15 protein-coding genes are annotated in these 18624 nt (G+C 48.6%); 10 read left to right on the forward strand and 5 right to left on the reverse strand.

Features of this window, described 5'->3' with window-relative positions:
- Positions 1-9 precede the first annotated feature (9 nt).
- The 8 genes from nuoD (at position 10) to dnaB (ending at position 10206) form a co-directional block, all read left to right on the forward strand.
- On the forward strand, positions 10-1302 hold the full coding sequence (gene nuoD / locus NATSA_RS07205) for an NADH dehydrogenase (quinone) subunit D (RefSeq protein ID WP_210511338.1): 1293 nt from the start codon (positions 10-12) through the stop codon (positions 1300-1302).
- A gap of 3 nt (positions 1303-1305) precedes the next feature.
- Positions 1306-1848: an NADH-quinone oxidoreductase subunit NuoE family protein gene (locus NATSA_RS07210; protein WP_210511339.1), complete on the forward strand. Its 543-nt coding sequence runs from the start codon at positions 1306-1308 to the stop codon at positions 1846-1848.
- Positions 1849-1856: 8 nt separating this feature from the next.
- Positions 1857-3146: an NADH-quinone oxidoreductase subunit NuoF gene (nuoF, locus tag NATSA_RS07215; RefSeq protein WP_210511340.1), complete on the forward strand. Its 1290-nt coding sequence runs from the start codon at positions 1857-1859 to the stop codon at positions 3144-3146.
- A gap of 21 nt (positions 3147-3167) precedes the next feature.
- Positions 3168-4910, forward strand: a complete 1743-nt coding sequence (locus NATSA_RS07220) for an NADH-quinone oxidoreductase subunit G (RefSeq protein WP_210511341.1) — start codon at positions 3168-3170, stop codon at positions 4908-4910.
- Positions 4911-5909, forward strand: a complete 999-nt coding sequence (gene nuoH, locus NATSA_RS07225; protein ID WP_210511342.1) for an NADH-quinone oxidoreductase subunit NuoH — start codon at positions 4911-4913, stop codon at positions 5907-5909.
- Positions 5910-6038: 129 nt separating this feature from the next.
- Complete coding sequence (gene mtaB, locus NATSA_RS07230) at positions 6039-7370, forward strand: tRNA (N(6)-L-threonylcarbamoyladenosine(37)-C(2))-methylthiotransferase MtaB (RefSeq protein WP_210511343.1); 1332 nt, start codon at positions 6039-6041, stop codon at positions 7368-7370.
- Positions 7371-7641: 271 nt separating this feature from the next.
- A complete protein-coding gene (locus tag NATSA_RS07235) occupies positions 7642-8490 on the forward strand; it encodes a uracil-DNA glycosylase (RefSeq protein WP_210511344.1) in 849 nt (282 codons plus the stop codon).
- 159 nt (positions 8491-8649) lie between these two features.
- Positions 8650-10206: a replicative DNA helicase gene (gene dnaB / locus NATSA_RS07240; protein WP_210511345.1), complete on the forward strand. Its 1557-nt coding sequence runs from the start codon at positions 8650-8652 to the stop codon at positions 10204-10206.
- Here dnaB and NATSA_RS07245 read toward each other — a convergent pair.
- From NATSA_RS07245 to NATSA_RS07260, 4 genes are all read right to left on the reverse strand, one after another.
- Positions 10169-11314, reverse strand: coding sequence for a tRNA-queuosine alpha-mannosyltransferase domain-containing protein (locus tag NATSA_RS07245; RefSeq protein ID WP_210511346.1), 1146 nt, complete (start codon positions 11312-11314; stop codon positions 10169-10171). The genes dnaB and NATSA_RS07245 overlap by 38 nt on opposite strands.
- A 63-nt stretch (positions 11315-11377) precedes the next feature.
- Positions 11378-13036 (reverse strand): bifunctional metallophosphatase/5'-nucleotidase, encoded by a 1659-nt coding sequence (locus tag NATSA_RS07250; RefSeq protein WP_210511347.1) that lies wholly within the window; start codon positions 13034-13036, stop codon positions 11378-11380.
- 49 nt (positions 13037-13085) lie between these two features.
- Positions 13086-14357, reverse strand: coding sequence for a glucose-1-phosphate adenylyltransferase (locus NATSA_RS07255; protein ID WP_210511348.1), 1272 nt, complete (start codon positions 14355-14357; stop codon positions 13086-13088).
- A gap of 2 nt (positions 14358-14359) precedes the next feature.
- Positions 14360-15802: a glycogen synthase gene (locus tag NATSA_RS07260; RefSeq protein ID WP_210511349.1), complete on the reverse strand. Its 1443-nt coding sequence runs from the start codon at positions 15800-15802 to the stop codon at positions 14360-14362.
- A 296-nt stretch (positions 15803-16098) separates the two neighbouring features.
- Here NATSA_RS07260 and NATSA_RS07265 point away from each other — a divergent pair, with 296 nt between their 5' ends.
- The gene (locus NATSA_RS07265; RefSeq protein ID WP_210511350.1) at positions 16099-16998 is read left to right on the forward strand and encodes an ABC transporter ATP-binding protein; all 900 of its coding nucleotides are present in this window, start codon (positions 16099-16101) and stop codon (positions 16996-16998) included.
- Between the two features lie 9 nt (positions 16999-17007).
- Complete coding sequence (locus NATSA_RS07270; RefSeq protein WP_210511351.1) at positions 17008-18291, forward strand: ABC transporter permease; 1284 nt, start codon at positions 17008-17010, stop codon at positions 18289-18291.
- Positions 18292-18360: 69 nt separating this feature from the next.
- On the opposite strand, the gene NATSA_RS07275 is transcribed toward NATSA_RS07270, so the two are convergent.
- Entirely contained in the window at positions 18361-18624 is a 264-nt protein-coding gene (locus tag NATSA_RS07275) for a hypothetical protein (RefSeq protein ID WP_210511352.1), read from the reverse strand.

Consider the following 18624-nt stretch of genomic DNA (forward strand, 5'->3'; position numbering starts at 1 on the left):
TACTTCCCAATGGAATCAGACGCGCACATTTCCCGAAAAAAACCAACTTTTTTTCCTGAGCATCAGGAAGCCATCTACAAAAGTCTTGAGGACAAGCACGCAACTGTCGAGTTGGACAAAAGCGATCCTCTGGCAACCCGTATGACGCTCAATATGGGACCGCAGCATCCCGCCACCCATGGCGTACTTCGTGTTCTGATGGAGCTTGACGGAGAGAAAATCACCAAATGCAGGCTTGATACCGGCTACCTCCATCGCGGGATCGAGAAGATGGCCGAAAACAAAACCTACCAGGAGTTCATGCCCTACACCGATCGCATGGACTACCTCTCCCCCTACAGCAACAATGTCGCTCTCTGCCTTGCCGTCGAAAGGATTGCCAATATTGAGTCGCCTGAGCGTGCTAATTATATCCGGATGATATGCAATGAGTTAGCCCGTATATCCTCGCATCTTTTATGGCTTGGCACCATGGTCATGGATGCCGGTGCCGTATCCTTTTTTATCTGGACTTTCCGCGAAAGGGAGAAAATCTACGACATTTTCGATGAGGTCGCCGGGCACCGATTCACCGTTTCACACTCCCGTATCGGCGGCGTTAACAACGACTTCACTCCCGCTTCCGTAGAAAAAATCAAAAAGTTTATCTCGGAATTTCCACGCGAACTGCGTGACTGGCATAAACTGCTTGACCGCAACCGCATTTTTGTTGACAGAAATGCCGGTGTCGGTTCCATCGGCCACGAAGAAGCCATTAACATCGGACTGACCGGCCCGGCGCTTCGAGCTACGGGTATCGCTTATGATGTCCGCAAATTTGAGCCGTACCTTCATTACGATCAGATTGACTTTGAAGTGCCAACCCGGACCGAGGGTGATAATCTGGCACGCTATTACTGCCGGATGGAGGAAATGGCCGAGTCGGTAAGAATTATCGAACAGTGTTTTAAAAAAATGCCGGATAAAGGTCCGATCCGTGTAGATGATGCCAAAAAGAGTTACCCCTCAAAAGATGAGGTCTACTATTCCATGGAAGGACTTATTCACGACTTTATGATGACCGATACCGGTGTGTGTCCGCCCGAAGGTGCTGAAGCCTATCACGCTATTGAAGCACCCAAAGGCGAACTCGGTTTTTATATACAAAGTGACGGAACCGGTCATCCCTGGCGGCTGAAAATCAAGTCGCCGTCCTTCAGCAATCTGCAGGGACTGGAAACTGTACTTGACGGAGAAATGGTCGCTGATACGGTTGTTATTATCGGTGGCATGGATCCGGTAATGGGAGATTCTGATAAGTAAACTATGTCTGATACCTATACATTTGATGCCAAAGATCTCAAGGAGATCGAAAAAATTATCGACAAATATCCGGAAAAGCAGGCGGCGGTCCTGCCTGTGCTATGGTATGCCCAGGATAAATTCGGTCACACCGATCCGTCGATCCAGAAGCTGGTTGCCCGCACCATGGACATTCCCGAGGCTCATATTCATGGTGTAGTCACATTTTACACCCAGTTTTACGAAAAACCCAAGGGCAAGCATGTTCTGGATGTGTGTACCTGTCTGAGCTGTCAGGTTTGCGGCGGATATGACATACTGCACTACCTGGAAGAAAAGCTTGGAATCAAGGCCGGCGAAACCACATCCGACGGTCAGTTCTCACTGCAGTCTGTGGAGTGCCTGGGCGCTTGCGGGTATGCCCCCATGCTTCAGGTTACCAACGACAAATACGTCAATTTTCTGACAAGAGAAAAGGTGGATCAACTTGTTGAAGATCTGAAAGCCGGTAAAAAACCTGCTTTTGAATCCATCACCATGCCTCAACATAAAAACGATTCTGAATAATTTTTGCGATGTCCAAAGACTGGAAATCATATCAACCTCACCTGCTTCCTGCCATCAAGGACCTGCATGAAATGCCTGTTTATGAAAAACACGGCGGGTACAAAGCACTTTCAACAATTCTGAAAGACAAGAATAACTGGCCACCCGAAGAAGTTGTGGCTGAGGTGAAAGAAGCCAATATTCGCGGGCGCGGCGGTGCCGGCTTTAATGCCGGGCTCAAATGGTCATTCATGCCGGAGCCTGACGGCGGCCCCAGATATCTCGCCTGTAATGGAGATGAGTCGGAGCCGGGAACTTTTAAAGACCGTAAACTTTTCGAATTCAATCCGCATCTGTTTATTGAAGGCGCAATAATCGCTGCCTATGCAATGCATGTGGATGTTATTTACGTTTACATCCGCGGAGAGTACCGGCCGTATGTAAAATTGCTGGACGAAGCCATCCGGCAGGCTTATGACAAAGGCTACCTTGGCAAGAATATTCTGGGATCTGATTTCTCGGTTGAAATGTACACCCACATGGGCGCCGGGGCCTATATTTGCGGCGAAGAATCATCCCTTATGGAATCCCTTGAAGGGAAGCGCGGATACCCCAGGGTCAAACCGCCATTTCCCGCACAAAAAGGTCTCTGGGGACGTCCGACAACCATCAACAATATCGAAACCCTGGCCAACGTCCCGCTGGTGATAAATAACGGGGCATCATGGTTTAAACAGATCGGCCCTGATTCACACCCGGGTCCGGTGCTGTATGGCATTTCCGGACATGTCAACCAGCCCGGAGTTTACGAATACCCCTCCGGCATGGAAATAATGACCCTGATAAATGAGGTGGCCGGAGGTGTCCGTAACGGTAAAAAACTAAAAGCCCTCATACCCGGCGGCTCCTCCACCCCGCCTGTGAGAGCCGACGTTCTCGACGGCATAACCATGGATGCCGACTCACTGCGCGAAATCGGAACCATGATGGGAACTGCCGGAATGGTAATTCTGGACGAAGATACCGATATGGTCGATGTAATCTGGAGAATTTCCCATTTTTATCACCATGAATCCTGCGGACAGTGCACCCCCTGCCGGGAAGGTACAGGTTGGCTGGAAAAGACTCTTTTGAAAATCAAAAACGGCAATGGCGAGATGAGGGATCTCGATCTGCTGCTTGCCATCTGCAACCGGATGGAAGGCCGTACGATATGCGCTCTTGCCGATGCTGCTGCCTGGCCGGTTCGCTACTCCATTGACCGGTTTCGCGATGAATTTGAAAGCAGGTGTAAAAAAACGGTTTATGCCGTAGCCTGATCAACAACTTACAAGTCTGTTATGCCAGAAATTTTTATTGACAACAAGCGATATGAATACGAGGAGCCCGGCAAGGTGCTCCAGTTTATGCTGGATCACGGGCTTGATCTGCCCTTTTTCTGCTATCATCCATCCCTTTCAATTCCGGCTAACTGCAGACAATGTGTAGTGAAGGCGGGAATGCCCGTTTTTGACCGGGATAAAGGCGCTTATGAAATTGATGAAGATGGAAACCGCAAAATCCGGTACTTCCCGAAGCTGATGACGGCCTGCAGTCTGGACCTTGCCGACGGAATGGTCATCCACACGCATCATACGGATGATCTGGTGAAACAGGCCCAGGCTGACAACCTTGAGTTCATTCTCATTAATCATCCGCTTGACTGCCCTATTTGTGATCAGGCCGGCGAGTGCCCCCTGCAGATTCTTACTTACAAGTACGGGCCCGAAGGCAGCCGGTTCGAGCATAAAAAGGTCCACAAACCCAAGGCTATTCAGCTCGGACCCCGTGTCATCCTGGATGCTGAACGCTGCATCAACTGTACCCGCTGCACACGTTTTACTGAAGAAATCAGCAAAACAAACCAGCTTTCCATCATCTCAAGAGGTGATAAGAACTATCCGATGACCGCGGAAGGAGAAGAGTTTGACGATCCGTATTCCCTGAACACTGTGGATATTTGTCCTGTCGGAGCTCTTACATCAGCAGACTTTCGTTTCAAGGCACGGGTGTGGGAGATGAATCAGACGCCAAGTATTGATGTCAGTAATGGCAAGGGGTGCAACACTTATATCTGGACCCGTGACAACCTTGTAATGCGGATAACCCCCCGGTTCAATGAAGCCGTCAACGACCACTGGATGCCAGACGCAGGCCGTCTCTCCTACCGGGAGTATAATGAAAACCGAATCTCCAAACCGCATATCAGGCTGAATGCCGGAAATCAGGTCAAATCCTCATGGAACAATGCCGAACTGACATTCCGTGAAGAACTTGAAAAAAGATCTGCCGACAAAATACAAGTCATCGGAAGCCCCCATGCATCCGTTGAGGATAATTACGTCCTTAAATCCAGCTTTGAAAAACTCGGTGTACAGAACTTCTCTTTTGTTCCGCATGTAATTCCCGGTGCCGGGGACGACCTTTTGCTTACAGATGATCAGGCGCCCAACACCAACGGAGTTCGCGCACTCGGATATGCCGCGACCGAAAGCGGGAAGCTTAAAAAGCTGATTGATAGCAAAAAACCATCCATGATTGTCATACTGAATGATGACCTGATGGGAAGGACTGATGCCCCTCCTGAGCTTTTTGAAGACACCTTTGTCGTCTATCTCGGCACAAATCACAACGAAACCAGCAAACACGCTGATCTGGTGATACCGGTGACATCGGCAGCCGAACACGCCGCCTCTTACGTTAATGTTGATGGCCGGATCCAGAGAACATTTCCCGCAAAAGAAACGCTGTACACCAACCGGCGGCTCAATCTGGAGATGTCCATGGGCAGACTGGATCACTACGGAACAAAATTTGATAACTGGGTATCAGATGCAAACCGGATTGATTGCATCCCTGCCTGGGAATTTTTCGTCCGGATCTCCCCGGACAGCGACCGTCCCGACTGGCAGTCCTCCCGGGATATACTGGACCAGATTTCCGGCGAAGTTCCGCTTTTCCGGGATGTCAGTTATGAGAGGATGGATGATGAGAACGGTATTCAATTGAAACTGGAACAAGATTCCGAAGTAAATACAGTATAAATGGACCCGATACTATTTTCGACAATTGTCATGCTTGCGGTAGTCCTGCTTTTTTTGCTGCCGTCTGCTGCTGTAACCGTGTATGCTGAACGGCGAATATCAGCCTTCATTCAAAACCGTCATGGCCCCAACCGGGTGGGTCCGTTTGGGATTTTTCAGCCATTTGCCGATGTAATCAAGCTCTTTCTGAAGGAAGACATTGTACCTTCCAAAGCCAACTGGTTTCTGTACACCCTGGCTCCGATGATTCCCGTTGCCACCGCGCTTATCACGGTTGCCGTAATTCCTTTTGGTGAATACATTTTTGTTGCCGATCTCAACATTGGCGTTCTCTTTCTTCTTGCCGTAGCATCCCTTGCCGTTTATGGCGTCACTCTGGCCGGATGGGCATCCAACAGCAAATATTCCCTGCTCGGCGGATTGCGGGCAGCTGCCCAGATGATAAGCTATGAACTCCCCATGGGCGTGGCACTGGCTTCGGTTATTCTTTTTGCCGGCTCGCTGAGCATTGTTGAAATTGTCAACTCACAGGAAGTCTGGTGGAACATCTTCCGCAATCCGCTTGGATTTGTCATCTTTACGGTTGCCGTTTTTGCTGAAGCCAACCGCACCCCTTTCGACCTGGTCGAAGCGGAACAGGAACTGGTCGGAGGCTTTCACACCGAGTACAGCTCCATGAAGTTCGGAACGTTCTTTCTGGCTGAGTACATGCATGTCGTCATCGGCAGCATGCTGATTACCACGTTCTTCTTCGGCGGATATCACCTGCCGTTTGCCGGACTCTGGATGCCTGAAATGGGCCCCGTCCTGAAATCTGTGATTGACGTTCATGTCTTTCTGCTCAAAACTGCATTTTGGGTCTTTGTGTTCATCTGGGTTCGATGGACCATACCCCGGTTCAAGTTCAATCAACTGATGCAGCTGGGGTGGACCAAAATGCTGCCTCTGGCAATTATTAACTTCGTAGTACTTGCCATAATACTGTATTATCTGCCCTGATAAACACTCTGTTCGGCAGTTTTTTGACTATTATCACGTTTTATTACGGCGTAATTCTGATTATGCGGTTCTGTGATTTCGGGCAGCAGGATCCGTACTTGATCTGACTCCTCTATCGTTATTCAACACATGTCAGAAACAACATCCCATATCACATCCAACAGGCGAACCGTTGCCTTTCAGACACTCGGCTGCAAACTCAATTTTGCAGAAACTTCCGCACTGAAGCAGCAGTTCAGGGGAGGCCGTTTTGAAATCCGGTCATTCGACGACTATGCCGATGTTTATGTGATCAATACTTGCTCGGTAACTCAAAATGCCAACAGAGACTGCCGCAAAACGGTCAGAAAAGCTCAAAAAATAAATCCGGATGCTTTCATTGCCGTTACCGGATGTTATGCGCAGCTGGAGCCGGAAGTAATTGCGGCCATTGACGGTGTTGATCTCGTCTTAGGTGCCAATGAGAAGTTTGACATTCTCGAACTGGCCGGAGATTTTCAAAAACCGGATCAGACTGTGATCCATCACACCGATGTGAATGAGGCTGTCGATTTCCACCATGCCTTCTCCTCAAGTGACCGGACGCGGGCGTTTCTGAAGGTTCAGGACGGATGTGATTACAAGTGCAGTTTTTGTACCATCCCTCTCGCAAGAGGCAAAAGCAGAAGTCCGGAAATCGGTGATATCGTTGAAAATGCCAGACAGCTCATTTCCAATGGGTACAGGGAAATCGTACTTACCGGTGTGAATGTCGGTGATTTCGGCAAACAGTCAGGCGAGTCGCTTCTGGATCTGCTCGAAATACTCGACAGCCTGAAGGGATTGAGCCGCATGAGAATATCATCGATCGAACCCAATCTGCTTACCGAAGAGATTGTTGACTTCGCAGCCGCTTCAAATACATTGCAGCCTCACTTCCATATCCCTCTTCAGAGTGGATCAGACCGCCTGCTTCGCCTTATGAAGCGCAGATACGATACAGATTTGTACCGGAACAGGCTGGAGTATATTCATTCCAGATTACCGGATGCCTGCATCGGAGTGGATGTCATTACGGGACACCCCGGTGAAACCGATGAGATATTTGAAGAATCACTGTCATTTATTCAGTCGCTTAATGCCGGATACCTCCACGTTTTCACTTATTCCGAACGCCCCAATACAACTGCCCTCAGCCTCGGCGACACCGTACCCGTTCCGGTTCGCAAGACCAGGACACACATGCTCCGAAGAATATCGGAGCAGAAAAAATTCGATTTTGACTCCAAATTTCTTGGCCGGGAACGTACCGTCCTGTTTGAGGACCATCAGCAAGATGGTCTCATTCAGGGCTGGACCGATAATTATATCCGTGCTTGTGTCCCGTACGATGACAGTCTGATCAATCAGCTTGTCAGGGTCCGGCTTGGTGAACGGCACCCTGCCGGTACCGTCACTGCATCCATTCCCGAAATGGTATAAACCGATGCCAATTCATCTGTTTAAAATTTTTGATTCATATGGTCAGATGAACCGAAGGTCACGAAGTGAAATGCCATGACCGTATTTAATCATACGCCTGTTTGTCCGGGCGCCAGCCCGGTCATGGACATTTCATGTGTTTATAATTTAAGATTCTAACGTCACATGAACCGAAGGTCACGAAGTGAAATACCAATGCCGGTTATAATCATGCTTCTGTGTGACGGTAAGCCGCGATGGGTATTTCATCCGAATAAATAAAAAAATGGGTATGAGCAGTCACGATCTAAAAGAAGCCATCAGACAGACCAAAGCTTTTCTTGAGGCCGAAGAAAAAACCTATGGCGCATACCGGGTCCCGGATATTTCTTCACAGGAGCAGCAGACTTCATCCGGTCAGTCTTCAAAACATAGTGTTGATGCACCATCTCCATCACCGGAAAGTGAGAAGGATAAGTCTTCTGCAAAAAAATCCGCTGTTCAGGCCGGTAATTCCGAAGAATCTTCTGAATCGGGATCGGGATCGGCCTCGACCACCACCCTGCAAGAAGCAGCAACACTTGATGAACTGAGAGAGCTTTGCCTGCATTCAGATGCTCTGCGAACCGACCTTGGTGAAACCAGTCTCGTGTTCGGAACCGGTAATCCTGATGCCGATATTATGCTTATCGGAGAAGCTCCCGGCTATCAGGAGGACAAACAGGGGGAACCGTTTGTCGGAAAAGCCGGCCAGCTGCTCAACAAAATTCTTGCCGCAATTTCATTTGAGCGCGATGAAGTTTATATCGCCAATATTCTGAAGCACCGGCCTCCGAATAACCGTGATCCTCATCCGGAAGAACGGGAACGCAGCCTGCCTTTTCTGTACCGCCAAATTGAACTGGTCAACCCCCTGATTATCTTGTGTCTCGGAAGAATAGCCGCACAGACCCTCCTCAACACAACTGCTCCCATGAAATCACTGCGAGGGCGGTTTCATCCGTTTCACAATGATATCGAACTTCTGGTGACCTTTCATCCGGCGGCTCTGCTGCGAAATCCTGCCTGGAAACGCGATACCTGGGAGGATGTAAAAATGCTTCGGAAACGGTATGACAATTTGACTGTTGACCGTTCCTGAATGTGACTTTCCTGTCATCACACGGGCAAGCTTCCGGATTTTTTTATACCTTAGCATCTGGCAATGGGAAAAGGCGAAGTTATCACTGATCCGCACAAAAATTGCCACTGTTAACATCATCATTCATTCAGGCATTTCTGCAGGATTTACAATCAGTTCATGAAGCAATCATCCAAAGGAAAAGAAAATAAAAACGATGCATTTGCTGTTCTTGAGAATCAGGGACGGATTCCTCCGCAGGCTGTAGAGATTGAAGAGGCTATTCTGGGCAGTATGCTCATCGAAGAACAGGCTGCCGCTACGGCGCTTGAAATGCTTGAGGTTAATGACTTTTACAAGCCTGCGCACAGGCATATTTTCGAGGTTCTTTCCAAGCTTTTTGAACGTGACAACCCGCTTGATCTGCTGACGGTTGAAAATGAGCTGCGTGATCTAGACCTGCTGGAGACCGTCGGAGGCAGCGGATTTCTTTCTGACCTGACCCGGTCGGTAAGTTCGGCTGCCAACATTGAATACCACTGTCAGATCGTAGCCGAAAAAGCCCTGAAAAGAAATCTGATTCTGAGCTGCTCGGATATCATCCAGGAAGCCTATGATTCTACCAGTGATTCTTTTGAGGTTCTTGATGCCGCAGAACAGCGCATTTATGATATAACCAACGCAAAGGCCCAGGGTGGCAGCAAAAACCTGGTCGATATCCTCAAGCATACCATATCTTATCTGGAGGAGATCCGCGGTAAAAAGATGGGTATAACCGGGGTGCCGACCGGACTGGATGTTGACAATTTGACTGCCGGCTGGCAAAGGGGGGATCTGATTATTGTTGCTGCCAGGCCGTCAATGGGTAAAACGGCGTTTACACTGACCGTTGCCAGGAATTCTGCATTGAACCCGGACCAGGAAAAGCGGGCTCCGGTAGCCGTGTTCAGTCTTGAAATGTCTGATCAGGCGCTGGTTCAGCGTCTTTTGACTATGGAGGCCAGGGTTGATGCACAGAAGGCGCGGACTGGAAAACTGGACGACAACGAATTTAAAAAACTGCTCGAAGGCGCCGGCCGCCTTCACACGGCACCGATATTTATTGACGATACACCATCGATCAGCATCATGGAGATGCGCTCGAAATGCCGGCGGCTGAAAAATGAGCACGGTATTGGCCTGATCATTGTCGACTATCTGCAGTTGATGACGGGAATGCAGAATGACCGGCAGAACAGGGAGCAGGAAATTGCCGGCATCTCCCGCGGACTCAAGGCACTAGCCAAGGAACTGGATGTTCCGGTCATTGCCCTGTCCCAGCTGAGCCGCGCCGTTGAACAGAGGGGCGGTGACAAACGTCCGCAGCTTAGTGACTTGCGTGAATCAGGGTCAATTGAACAGGATGCCGATGTGGTTTGCTTCCTTTACCGGCCCGAATACTACAAGATCACAACTGATGAGCAGGGCAATTCAACTGAAGGAGTCGCCGAACTGATTGTCGGGAAGCAGCGAAATGGTCCTGTCGGCACGGTCAGCCTCCATTTCGTAAAAAATTATGCGCGGTTTGAAAACCTTGCAAAATCTTTCAACGACTCTCCCTACCTGGAATCAGGCTCTGATGAATCCGGCCATTCAGGATCGCTCACTGAAGGCAACGACAGTGCAGACAGCAGTGCCCAGCGGGCCAGGAAGACCGGCTTCACCCCTCCCCCTGATGATGAGGATAGTCCTTTTTGATTTTTTCAAACAACTCGTCGTATTCTGACACAAACCTGCTCCAGTCAAGGTGCCGGTTGACAGCCTGAAGGGTACTGAGAGGGAGCTTTTTGTTAGTACCATCAAGCATTTTTTTCATTTTCCGGAACAGGTCCGTCTCGTCATCATAAAAAACAGGGCCATGGAGCAAAGGTTCCTGCAGAGCAGCAGGGATTATTTCCGGATAGGTAAGGTTTCTCGGAAGAACAGGATGACATCCGCAATAGACCGCTTCCATGATTGCCGTGCAAAAAAATTCATGCTGCGCGGTTGATACCACAAAATCTCCTTTCTGCAGCAAATTACCATACTGGCGGCTGTCCTCTACATAGCCGTAGTGAAGAATACGGCTGCCATATCGTTTCCAGGCTTCTTCAAAGCGACTGGTCTGATCGTGTTCATGATCACCGGCCAGGATCAGATCAAATTCACATTCGGCATCGTCGAGTTTATCTATCACCCTGAAAAACTTTTCCGGGTCTTTATCGAAAGACCACCGCTGATTCCAGACAATGACCGGTTTCTCATTCGGCTTTCTTTTTTTCCTCTCCTCCACTGCCGGATCAAGATTTTTCAACTCAAGACCGGGATACAGCAAATATGATTTCCGGGCGATACGGGCAATGGATTCAGATTGCTGATAATCCGGAAACCGGGCCAGGAAACCGGGCAATGCATCCAGGAAGTCTTTTTTATGGAATTCAGAATTAAAAAAAACATAATCGGCGGCAAGTACGCTCAGATAATTGATGTAGCAGTAGGTCATGTCGCGCCCTTCGTCGGGCGGCACCGGTTGAGTCAGCTGATTCTCGTGCATGTATATGATAGTGGGCACTCCGGCAAAACGGGGATTCGTCAGTGCAATGAATGCAGGCAGGTTGGTCATGCTGCTGGCCACAACCAGGTCGATTTTTTCCGGTATGTCACGTGTCTTGTCAGCAAGAGTTACGGCACCTCCGCTCATCCGCCACTTCCAGTGGCTTCCTCTCATGGTTACGCTGAATATGTTATGACGGGAATGCTGTTCCAGCCCGTTAATAAAAGCCCGGTGCGAACCTCCAAGAAATGGTTCAACTAAGAGTATATTCATAATGCGGCTGTAAACTGATGCATGATTCCCGCAACCGCGATAATATCCATGTCCTGTTGTAGATTAATAGACGAGCCGCCAGTTTTCCTCAAATACATCATCATGACCGATTTGTTCCTTGTCAATAAGGTACTCCAGTATCATATCTCCCACCGATCTGTCAATTTCCTCCAGCACAGGTGCGTCCGCAAGCATGTCAAACCCACCACCGCCTTCGGCACGGTAGGAGTTGACAGCAACGGTGAACGTCTGATCATCATCAACCGGCTCATTTTCATATTCCATAACGGTCACACGCTCACCTGCGGGCCTTCTCAGATCCAGGACATAGTCCAGTCCTGAAATCATGTCGAAATTGAATCCCGGCCAGTCGCGGTTTACTTTCGGCAGTCCTTTTTCATCCGTTCCTGTAAGATAGTATTGCGAAGTATGCTCCAGAAATTCGCGCAGCTGTTTTCCCGTCATTTCAAGTTTGTAAAGTGTATTGAAAAAGGGATACAGCAGTGCAATGTCTCCCCTGGTAATCTCTCCGGGTCCGAATGACACGGATGTATTGAATGCAGCGGCGGCCGACAGCTGAGCTCCGGTTACTTCTTTCTGAACGGCCTGAATAAGATCAATAATGGGTGTATCCTGCATTCTGGCCATTTCTGCGGACCACTCATCTCCGGTTTCCGCAACCGGTTCAGTGACATAGTCAACCACACGCTGATGTGCTTCTTCGGTAAGTGAAACTATTTCAGGATGCTCTTTAACATTTTCTACCGCATGATTTTGAGATGTATGACCTGCCACATGTACGGTACCATCCTCATCCCGCGTCAGCTTCATCGTTGCAACACCCAGATGCGAAGCCCATCGCCCGGGCTGAATAACACCCACGGATCGCCCGTCCGCACCCTCCAGCGTCATATCCTCAACCGTACGATGTGTATGACCGAGTACCAGCAGGTCCACTCCTTCTATTTCCTCTCCCACTTTCCTGCCAAAGTTTTCTTCGCCCAGATTTTCACGCTCATAGCTGGTATCACCGTCAAGTCCCGAATGGGCCAGAATGATAACCACGTCGGCATCTTCATCATCTCTGACTTTTCTGACAAACCGTTCTGCAGTCTCTTTTCCGTCCCCGAACTGCAAATTTCCTTCAACACGGGGCCTGTCCCAGACTGCAGAACCGGGTGTGGTCAGGCCGACAACAGCAACGCGGACACCTGCAACCTCCCTGATGACATAAGGAGGATATGCCGGTTCATCGGTGCTGTGACGGTAGATATTGGCTCCGATGACAGGTGTTTCCGACATCTCAATTTGCCGGTTCAGGTAGTCAAGACCGAAATTGAATTCATGATTGCCCAGAACCACAGCATCAAAACCCATGTGGTCAACCACCGTCAGAAAGGGAAAATGATCCTCTTCAGAGGCCTGCAACGCAAAATATTCGGCAAAAGGATTTCCCTGCAGCCAGTCTCCCGAATCAAGCAGCAGGTTATTCGGATAAACCTGCCGGACTGAATCAACAAGTGTAGCCACTTTTGAAAGCCCGTATGACGGCTCTTTCCGATTGCGGTAATAGTCCCAGGATCTGACCCAGCCATGTACATCGGCAGTTGCCATTACTGCGAGCGGAATTGTGTCGCCTGGGGCCAGCTCAAAGCCCGGTTCCGCCGCCGTCGGCTCACTGCTGTCACATGAGGCAATGGCAAAGCTCAGAAAAAAAGCCAACAGGGAAAAAAGGACAGCTGTGCTGAATTTGGTTATATATCTATTTTTCTTAAATAACAGTTCCATCCTTAATCACTCCGTTTTTCTCAACCACAACTATTCCATCGATAATAGAATAATTTTCATTTTTGACCTCTTCGAGATGATCGCCGCCGATAATCCTGACGTTATTTCCGATTCTCGCATTCTTGTCGATAATTGCACGCTCAATATGGCAATTAGAACCTACTCCCATAGCAGGATAATCCGGAGTGCTTTCTTCCAGCTCTTCCAGAGTAGGATAAAAATCACTACCCATAACAATAGCATCCCGGATAATTGTGCCCTCTCCTACTCGTGACCGGATTCCCACGATGGAATGCTCTATTGTATCAGCATCAATGATGCATCCCTCCGCGATAACAGACCGGTCAACTTTCGTTCCGTACATTTTGCTGGGAGGCAGCAGCCGTGCACGTGTAAATATCCGTTTACCCGGTGCATAGAGGTCGAATTGCGGCAGTGGATCGGCCAGTTCCAGATTGGCGTCGTAAAATGAGCGGATCGTACCGATGTCGGTCCAGTACCCGGTGTATTTATAACTGGCTACCGGCATTTCCGATTCAATCGCCTTGGGAATGATCTCTTTCCCGAAATCGACAGCTTCAGGATTCTCAAGAATGAGGTTTTTCAGGGTGTCGATATTGAATACGTAAATACCCATGGATGCCAGATACTCTTTCCCCTGGCTTCTGAGATCATCGGAAACCGATGATTTCCAGTCCTGCAGCTGATCATGCGCCGGTTTTTCTATGAAACTTGTTATCAGCCCGTTTTCGGCCGTTTTCATGATACCGAAGCCCGTGGCATCCGAAGCTGTTACAGGTATGGTACCGATGGTAACCTCAGCCCCGGCTTCATCATGGGCCTGCATCATTTTACGGTAATCCATCTGATAGAGCTGGTCTCCGGAAAGTATGAGTATCTTGTCGGCGCGGTGGTTCTGGAGATACCGAAAAGTTTGCCTGACGGCGTCGGCTGTTCCCTGAAACCACTGATGCGAACTTGGAGTTTGTTCTGCAGCAAGTATATCAACAAAGCCACTTGAGAAGTTGTCGAAGTGAAATGTATTCTTGACATGCTGATTCAGTGATGCGGAGTTGAACTGAGTGAGTACGTAGATTTTACGAATATCCGAATGAAGGCAGTTGGATATGGGGATATCCACGAGCCTGTATTTACCTCCAACCGGGACAGCAGGTTTGGATCGGCTTTTGGTAAGGGGGAAAAGGCGGCTTCCGGCTCCTCCGCCTAAAATGACGGCAATAGTTGAACCCATCATAGTTACTTCTCCTTGATTAGTGACTGATACATGTTATGATACTTCTCAGCTGAGCTATACCACGAAAAATCCCGGGACATGGCCTTTTTTTGCAACTCCTGCATTAAATGTTTGTCGGCAAACACAGAAACGGCCCGTTGAAGAGCAATATATGCATCGTCCAGATTGAACTGATCAAACCTGATGCCATACCCCCCGGGCTCGGAGTAATCAGTTACCGAATCTTTCAGGCCGCCTACACTCCGCACTATCGGAATGGTTCCGTATCGCAGAGAGTACATCTGATTGAGACCGCAAGGCTCCACACGCGATGGCATAAGCAAAAAGTCACTTCCCGCATACATCCGGTGCGCCAGCTGCTCGTTATATGAGAGTGAGGCATTGAAAAAAGCTACATACTGATCCTTCATCTGCTCAATGCGCTGATGGAGCCACGGCTCACCGGTACCCAGTATCAGGAAATTGCCCTTCAGGCCTGTTTCCAGAAAACGAACAATCAGGTCAGGAAGCAGGTCCGCCCCCTTTTCATCCACCAGACGGCCGATGAACACAAAAAGCGGAAGCTCCGGATCGAAATCAAACTGGCCACAGAGCCACTTTTTGTTCTTTTGTTTTCCCTCCGGGAATGTCTCTGAATCGTAGTTGCTGATAATCAGCGGATCGGTTTGCGGGTCCCAGACCTGTGTGTCTATTCCGTTGATTATACCCAGAGACTTATCCTTTTCAAATGACAGCAGCGACTCCAGCCCCTTGCATGACTGCTGAAGCTCCTGCAGATACGACTGGGAGACGGTTGTGATTCTCCATGCAGTACGGATTCCGGCCGATAGCGCATTCAACCGACCGTTCCAGTACATCATGCCTTCCCTTTCGGGTTCAATTTTCGGCAGGAGAGCTTTTTTCCCTGGATCGTACCAACCCTGATAGTTTCCGTTGTGAATGGTCAGAACGGAAGGAATACTGCGGAATTCGTGGTACACCGGTGATGCGGTCATCATAAACGGAATCAAAGCCGTATGGTGGTCATGACAATGTATGATATCCGGCTTTTTGCTGAAAGACTTCATCCAGTCGAGAGCAGCAATCTGAAATGAGGCAAACCGCTCATATTCATCCCAGTAAGGATAGTCGCTGTTCGGGTCAATATATATACCCGGGCGGTCAAGCTTTCCGGGAACATCTACAAGGTATAGTGGAAAACCAAGGATATCACTGTATTCACGCTTTATTTTGTATCCGAACCGCTCTTCGCCCAGCCGTGCATAGCCTTCGTGAACGGTCTCAAGCTGATGATTTCTGACCCACTCGATATCAAAGTGGGGCATGATCACCCATGACTCAGCACCGACTTGCTGAAGATATTTTGGCAGCGACCCCACAACATCGGCCAGTCCTCCGGCCTTCGCGACGGGATAACACTCAAAACTGATATGTACTACATGCATGAATAACCTGCTGTTTATTTTGAAACCTTGTTATTGAAAAACCGTAATGGATAGTGCTCAAAGTGTCTGGAAAATATTAGCCTGCCGGTTGTCAATGTCTGATATTTTGTCTGCAATGATTTACGATAAATGATTCCTATTTTCAAGATTTCAATTTACTGCTTATCAATTACCATGAAGAAATATGCATCGTCCGTTATATACTGTATATAAGAAATTCAAAACGTATCTTACAAATTAATTTTTCCGGATTGTTTACGGGCGGACGGAATTGACCTATTAACAATAAACGTATCATGTCAGCACCAATCGTTGAATTTCAAAATGTGACTAAACAGTTCGGCAATTTCAAGGCCGTAGACAATGTGTCATTTCAGGTAGAAAAGGGCCGGATTTTCGGATTGCTCGGCCCCAATGGTGCAGGGAAGACCACAAGCATCAGGATGCTGACCTACATCCTGATACCTGACAGCGGTGTCGTCAAAATGAACGGAAATAAGGCCGGCCCGGAAACCCAGAAGCAGATAGGTTACCTCCCCGAGGAGCGCGGTCTTTACAAAAAAATGAAAGTTGGCGAACAGCTGATGTACCTCTGCAGGCTCCGGGAAGTGGCACGTGAAGACGCCCGGAAAAACATAAAATACTGGCTGGACCGGTTTGAGGCTTCTGATTTGATTGGTATGGAAGTCGGAGAGCTTTCCAAAGGAATGCAGCAAAAAATTCAGTTCATTGCTACTGTAGCACATGACCCGGAATGTCTCATTTTTGATGAGCCGTTCAGCGGCCTGGATCCTATCAACAGCGAAATACTCAAGGAAGTTATTCTGGAACTCCGCAAGGCTGGCAAAAGCATTTTCTTCGCCACTCATCGCATGGAGCAGGTAGAGCAACTGTGCGATGACATCGCGCTGTTCAACAAAGGGAAACTTGTGCTTAACGGGAACCTGAGTGGTATTAAATCATCCTACGGAAAAAATAGTATCCGGATTCGGTTCAGAGGTGACGACGGTTTTCTTGAAAACATACCCAATGTGCGCATCAATAACCGCTCTACCAATTTTGCAGAAATACGGCTGCTGGACGGTGCCGACGATCAGCAAATACTCAAGGAAGCTCATAATCATGTTCGTATTGAGGCCTTTGAACTGATAGAACCCACTATTCAGGAAATTTTCATCGACACGGTTTCAAAATAATCTGATAATATGATCAACAAGGAAAAACTGCTGCTGATAATCAAACGGGAGTACTTGTCCCGGCTGAAAAGCAAGGTTTTCATCGTAACAACAGTACTGGCACCTATCGGAATGATACTGCTTCTGGTTCTGCCCGGGCTCATCCAGACGTTAAGCAGTGACAGAGAGCGGCAATACCTTGTTTATGATGAGACAGAAGAAGTTGGCAAACGACTTGTAGAAGATGATACTACTATTTACCGCATGAGTGATGCCGGTCCGGAAGAACTGAGGCAGCAGCTCATGCGCGGTGAGATCGAAGGATATATCATCATACCTCACGAAATACTGGATGGCGAAGGCAGAACTTCATTTTATCACGATGGCACTGCCGGTATGACAACCACCTCGCGTGTCCGTTCCGATCTGCAGCGAATTGTGCAGGACGTCAGACTGGACCGGCTTGAAGCTCCCGATGAAGTTCGCATTGTTCTCCGCGAATCTGTAGAAATAGAAAACCTCACCATTACCGATACCGGCGAAGAAGAGGAAGACACCGGATTTTTTGTATTTGTCGGAATTATCATGGGTTTCATTATTTACGGGGCCATGTTCGCCTACGGAGCGGTAATTATGCGCAGCGTGATGGAAGAAAAAACGAGCCGTATTGTTGAAGTCATTGCCTCATCGGTGAAACCGTTTGAACTGCTGATGGGCAAGGTAATCGGAGTCGGAGCTCTGGGTCTCACACAGTTTGCCATTTGGTCGGCAGCCGGTGCGATATTGCTGACTGTGGCGGGACCTTTGATCGGGTTGTTCGCCGGCAGCGGTACCGAAGCGGCAGATGCTTCTGCGGCCGGTACTGAAGCAGCAGCCTTTACAATTCCCTCTGTCGGACCCATGCTGTGGATCGGATTCATTCTCTTCTTCCTGCTCGGGTTTTTGATCTACAGCTCCCTGTTTGCCGCAGTCGGCTCAGCAGTTGACCAGGAGTCGGACAGTCAGCAGCTGCAAATGCCTGTCATCCTGCTCATTATCATCCCCCTGCTTTTTCTGGTTACCGTTTCCGACGACCCGGGATCCAATATGGCTGTAGCTTTGTCAATGTTTCCTTTCTTCGCCCCGATCCTCATGCCGGTCCGAATGGCTGTGATTTCTGTGCCGCTTTGGCAATTATTCGGCACCATACTCCTGATGATTCTCACTTTCCTGGTACTTATCTGGATAAGCGCCAGAATTTATCGCGTGGGTATTCTTATGTATGGAAAAAAGGCGAGCTTCAGGGAATTATTGATCTGGATCAGACAGAACTGATATTAATTGATCGGTGGCTGACGAGATTCTGTCTGATCAGAATTATCAGATGATGATGGTCAGCTAAAATCAGTTCAGACTGATTGGTGTTGAAAAGGCTATGTCTGCAAGTTCGTAGTGGGATTGCTCGAGGATCTTTTTCCTGGCAATTTCATGGGTGGATTTATGCAGGAACATGAACATAACACCATCCCTGTTAAACCCGCTTGCAATAAGCTCGTCTAGTGTTGCGCGAAGCTTTTTGTATTCATGATCATTAAGTATATCATTGACCCATGCGTCAATGATCTCTTCACGCTTGGATTTCGGAGGAAGCTTTATAATGTAATTCAT

This window comes from Natronogracilivirga saccharolytica (assembly GCF_017921895.1).
GTDB classification, from domain to species: Bacteria; Bacteroidota; Rhodothermia; order Balneolales; family Natronogracilivirgulaceae; genus Natronogracilivirga; species Natronogracilivirga saccharolytica.